This window comes from Mesorhizobium sp. M7A.F.Ca.CA.004.12.1.1 (assembly GCF_003997835.1).
Taxonomy (GTDB): Bacteria; Pseudomonadota; Alphaproteobacteria; order Rhizobiales; family Rhizobiaceae; genus Mesorhizobium.
The window spans coordinates 1-3,758 of record NZ_RZRK01000604.1 but is presented as its reverse complement, the minus strand read 5'-3'; the positions used below and the strand labels follow the sequence as shown (position 1 = coordinate 3,758).

The window sequence follows — 3,758 nt, the reverse complement described above, 5'->3', positions numbered from 1 at the left end:
CACCTGGTCTTTCCCGGCGGCAACGAACTGGTCGGTCCGCAGCGTGCGCCGTTCGGCATTGAGGCCGAGCCGCTTGGCTGTGATCTCGAAGCGCCGGCCGATCTGCCAGGCATAGGGACCGGCGCCCTTCATGCGTTTGCCCCATTCCGAATCGTAGTCCTTGCCGTCACGCATCGACCGGACCAGCGACATCACATGGCGGTAGCGGTCGGGATAATGACGCAGCAGCCAATCCTTGAAGATCGGGCTGACCTCCAGCGGCAGCCGCAGGATCACGTAGCCCGCTTCGCGCGCGCCCGCCGCACATGCGGAATCGAGGATGCGTTCCATCTCCGGATCGGTCAGGCCCGGAATGATCGGCGCCACCATGACCGACGCCGGAATGCCGGCATCCGAAAGCTGCCGGATCGCTTCCAGCCGCTTGGTCGGCGTCGACGCGCGCGGCTCCATGGTGCGCGCCAGCATGCGGTCGAGCGTCGTCACCGACAGCGCTACCTTGGCGAGCCCGCGTTCGGCCATGCGCGACAGGATATCGATATCGCGCGTCACCAGAGCGGACTTTGTCACGATGCCGACCGGATGGCCGCGCGCTTCCAGCACTTCGAGGATTTCGCGCATGATCCGGTATTGCTTCTCGATCGGCTGGTAGGGGTCGGTGTTGGTGCCGATGGCGATGGTGCGCGGCTGATAGCTGTCCTTCGAAAGCTCCTTGTCGAGCAAGCGCGCCGCATCAGGCTTGGCGAACAGCTTGGATTCGAAATCCAGACCCGGCGACAGGCCCATGAACGCGTGCGTCGGGCGGGCAAAGCAATAGACGCAGCCATGCTCGCAGCCGCGATAGGGGTTGATGGAACGGTCGAAGGAAATGTCGGGCGATTCGTTGCGGGTGATGATGGTGCGCGGCTTCTCTACCTGCACTTCGGTCTTGAAAGGCGGCAGTTCTTCCAGCGAATTCCAGCCATCGTCGAACACGTGCCGGCTGACTGGCTCGAACCGGCCGGACGGATTGATGCCAGCCGACCTGCCGCGGTTGCGGTCCGGGCGGACACGCATGCCGCTCTGCTCGACCATCGCGTTGGCCATCTCGGCTCTTCCTGCTCCGAAAGCTGCAATGTCGGCGCGCACGATCTGTTCCATTTTCGCCCGCTCCCAGGGACTGTCCGTGTTGTGTCGAATCGCTCTGTTCATGAAATTATTCCTATTTTACTGGTGGGAACAAAGCAAGAACTTTCTATGGTGCGATGCAAAAACTGGCGCTGTCCGGCGCTTTCCGCTATTCGGCTAAGGATGCTCAGTGTTCTCATCGAAACCCGCAATGACGAGGAGGGCCTCGCCCGCACGCTCGCCTCGCTGATTGGCGGAGCGGTCGAGGGCGTGGTGCGTGAAGTCATCGTCTGCGACACAGGCTCCACCGACCAGACGCATCGTGTGGCCGAGCATGCCGGCTGTCAGTACGTGACGGGCGGTGTCGCTGCCGGCATCCGCCAGGCCAAGGGGGATTGGTTGCTGCTCCTGGAGCCGGGCGCGCGGCTGGTGGAGGGCTGGATCGATGAAGTTGTCGCCCACACGGCCAGGCAGACCATGGCGGCACGGTTTTCGCGCACGCGAGCCAGTCGCACGCCATTCCTGGCCCGGGTCTTTTCGGGAAACCGCGCCTTGGCCGACGGCTTGCTGATCAGCAAGCGTCAGGCAGCTGCCGCGGCAAAGAGCGCCGGCAGTGCCGGGACCATCGCCCGCGGCCTCGCGACGAAGCGGCTCGACGCGGAGATCTGGATGGCGCCGGCCAAGCAGGAGCGCCGCTCGTCGACGTGATTTTTGCAGTTGCTCAGGTCATTGTGCATTGCACAAAATCTGACGCGGGGTTAGCTTCCGTTCAAGCGGGAATTGGGTTTGGACATGCCGAGAGGCGAGCACCGATGCGGCATCGGTGGTGCTCTCATAGCCGAGGACCCAATGAAGCTTTCAACCCCCGACACATCCGGCGCGGCCAGTCTCGAGGCCATTGCGCGCAACGGCAGCCTGCTGCGGCGCATCGCCGTACGTATTCCAACCTATCTGACGGACCTGCGGGAGAACCCTGCCTGGCTGCCGATGTTCGTGTTGGCGCGCACAATGCCCGGACGCCGCATGCATTGGCTGGGCGCAAAACGCGCCCGCCCGGTCGCCAATGCCGGGGATACGATGTTTGCCGGTGTCGAACGGGGAGCGGTCGTCGATGCGTTGCGCTCCGACGGGCTGTTCTCAGGCCTGGTCCTGCCGCCTGATATCCATGAAGAGATCGCCGACTTCGCCGGGCGCACGCCTTGCTTCGGCAATTTCGACCGCCGTCTCGAATTCATGCCGGGGGAACATGCCGAGGCCGAGAAACGCCTTGGCCGCTCGCTGCTCAGCGGGCATTTTTTCGAGCGCATCCTCGACTGCCCGGCGGCGCTTGCCATCCAGCGCGATCCGCTGCTTCTGGATATTGCCGCGCACTATCTCGGCGGCCAGGCAAAACTGATCACGACGCGCGTCTGGTGGAGTTTTCCAACCGGTGCGGCTTCGGACGCCGACAAGAACCTCGCCTCGCTCGGCAAGTATCATTTCGACCTCGATGATTGGCGCATGCTGAAATTCTTCTTCTACCTCAAGCCGGTCGACGCCGACACCGGTCCGCATGTCTATGTCAGGGGCAGCCACAAGCGCCGCAGCCTCAAGCACCAGCTTACCCTTCTGGTCGGTCATCCCGCGCAGCAGGTTCTGGATGTCTATGGCGAGCAGAGCCCGGTGACGCTGACCGGCGAGGCTGGTCTCGGCTTCGTCGAGGACCCCTTTGGCTTTCATATGGGCACCGTGCCGGCACGCACGCCGCGACTGATGATGGAAGTCGGCTTCGGCGTATCGCCGCCGTCGCGCCGACGGTTTCATGGCGAGCCGGTTATCCGCTGAGAGCTGCCTATCCGAAGCTCATCTCGACAGGTGTCCAGTGTGTGCGGCGTCTGGCTTGGCGCTGCGCCCTGTTTTCCGTATCGAAGTCAACGCGGACCGGCTCCTGGTTGAACCGTTCGCGGTCGTCCAGGGCGTTGATGATGACGATCGCCCTTGCATCGTCATCTCTGGCGATTGCGGCGACGTAGACACCGCACCGCCGGCAGATCAGATAGTCGGCCGTCCTCAGCCCGAACTGATATCTCCGCAATTGCGTCTCGTCCTTGACCGAGATGACCAGTCTGCCATTCGGATCGGCAACGGCGCGCGAACCATGTCTGACACAGAACGAGCATTGGCAAGCGCGAACTTCGGTTTGCGGTGGCTCGAGCTCGGTTGAAAATTCAAGGCGTATATTGCCGCAATGGCACCCACCGGTGTGCACGGTCATCGTAGCTGCCTTGTCGTGAACGGCGATGATCGCCTTCAGACAAGGTACTTTTCCGAGGTCCGGTTTGGAATGGGGTTTCAAAGGCGCCGGTGCTGTTTTGCCTGGCGAACGCGGCGTGGAACCGGCGCTTTGCCTCGGCTTTTACGGAGCCGATTTGCCGCGCCGCAAATGCTCGTCCAGGCGCGGCATGATCTCGACGAAGTTGCATGGCGTGTGCCGGTAGTCGAGCTGCGCTTTCAGGATGCCGTCCCACGCGTCCTTGCAGGCGCCGGGTGAGCCCGGCAGCACGAAGACGAAGGTGGCGTTGACGACGCCGCCGGTCGCCCGGCTCTGGATCGTCGAGGTGCCGATCTTGTCGTAGGAAATGCGGTGGAACACTTCCGAAAAGCCATCCATGCGC

General features: G+C 63.0%; 5 protein-coding genes. 2 read left to right on the top strand and 3 right to left on the bottom strand.

The window, feature by feature from the left end:
• Window positions 1-1,137 (bottom strand): PA0069 family radical SAM protein (locus tag EN984_RS25975; protein ID WP_127384045.1); only part of this gene is annotated, 1,137 nt, incomplete at its 3' end.
• A gap of 150 nt (window positions 1,138-1,287) precedes the next feature.
• Here EN984_RS25975 and EN984_RS25970 point away from each other — a divergent pair.
• Complete coding sequence (locus tag EN984_RS25970) at window positions 1,288-1,812, top strand: glycosyltransferase (RefSeq protein ID WP_127272328.1); 525 nt, start codon at window positions 1,288-1,290, stop codon at window positions 1,810-1,812.
• A 141-nt stretch (window positions 1,813-1,953) separates the two neighbouring features.
• Entirely contained in the window at window positions 1,954-2,928 is a 975-nt protein-coding gene (locus EN984_RS25965) for a hypothetical protein (protein WP_023808671.1), read from the top strand.
• Window positions 2,929-2,935: 7 nt separating this feature from the next.
• Here the strand turns inward: EN984_RS25965 and EN984_RS25960 are convergent, their stop codons facing one another.
• Window positions 2,936-3,358 (bottom strand): aldehyde-activating protein, encoded by a 423-nt coding sequence (locus EN984_RS25960; RefSeq protein ID WP_127269627.1) that lies wholly within the window; start codon window positions 3,356-3,358, stop codon window positions 2,936-2,938.
• Window positions 3,359-3,499: 141 nt separating this feature from the next.
• Window positions 3,500-3,758 (bottom strand): molybdopterin-binding protein (locus EN984_RS25955; RefSeq protein ID WP_245480120.1); only part of this gene is annotated, 259 nt, incomplete at its 5' end.

Coding starts and splice junctions, on each gene's coding strand:
- EN984_RS25965 (WP_023808671.1), top strand. CDS start 1,954: ATGAAGCTTTCAACCCCCGACACATCCGGCGCGGCCAGTCTCGAGGCC.
- EN984_RS25960 (WP_127269627.1), bottom strand. CDS start 3,358: ATGACCGTGCACACCGGTGGGTGCCATTGCGGCAATATACGCCTTGAA.
- EN984_RS25970 (WP_127272328.1), top strand. CDS start 1,288: ATGCTCAGTGTTCTCATCGAAACCCGCAATGACGAGGAGGGCCTCGCC.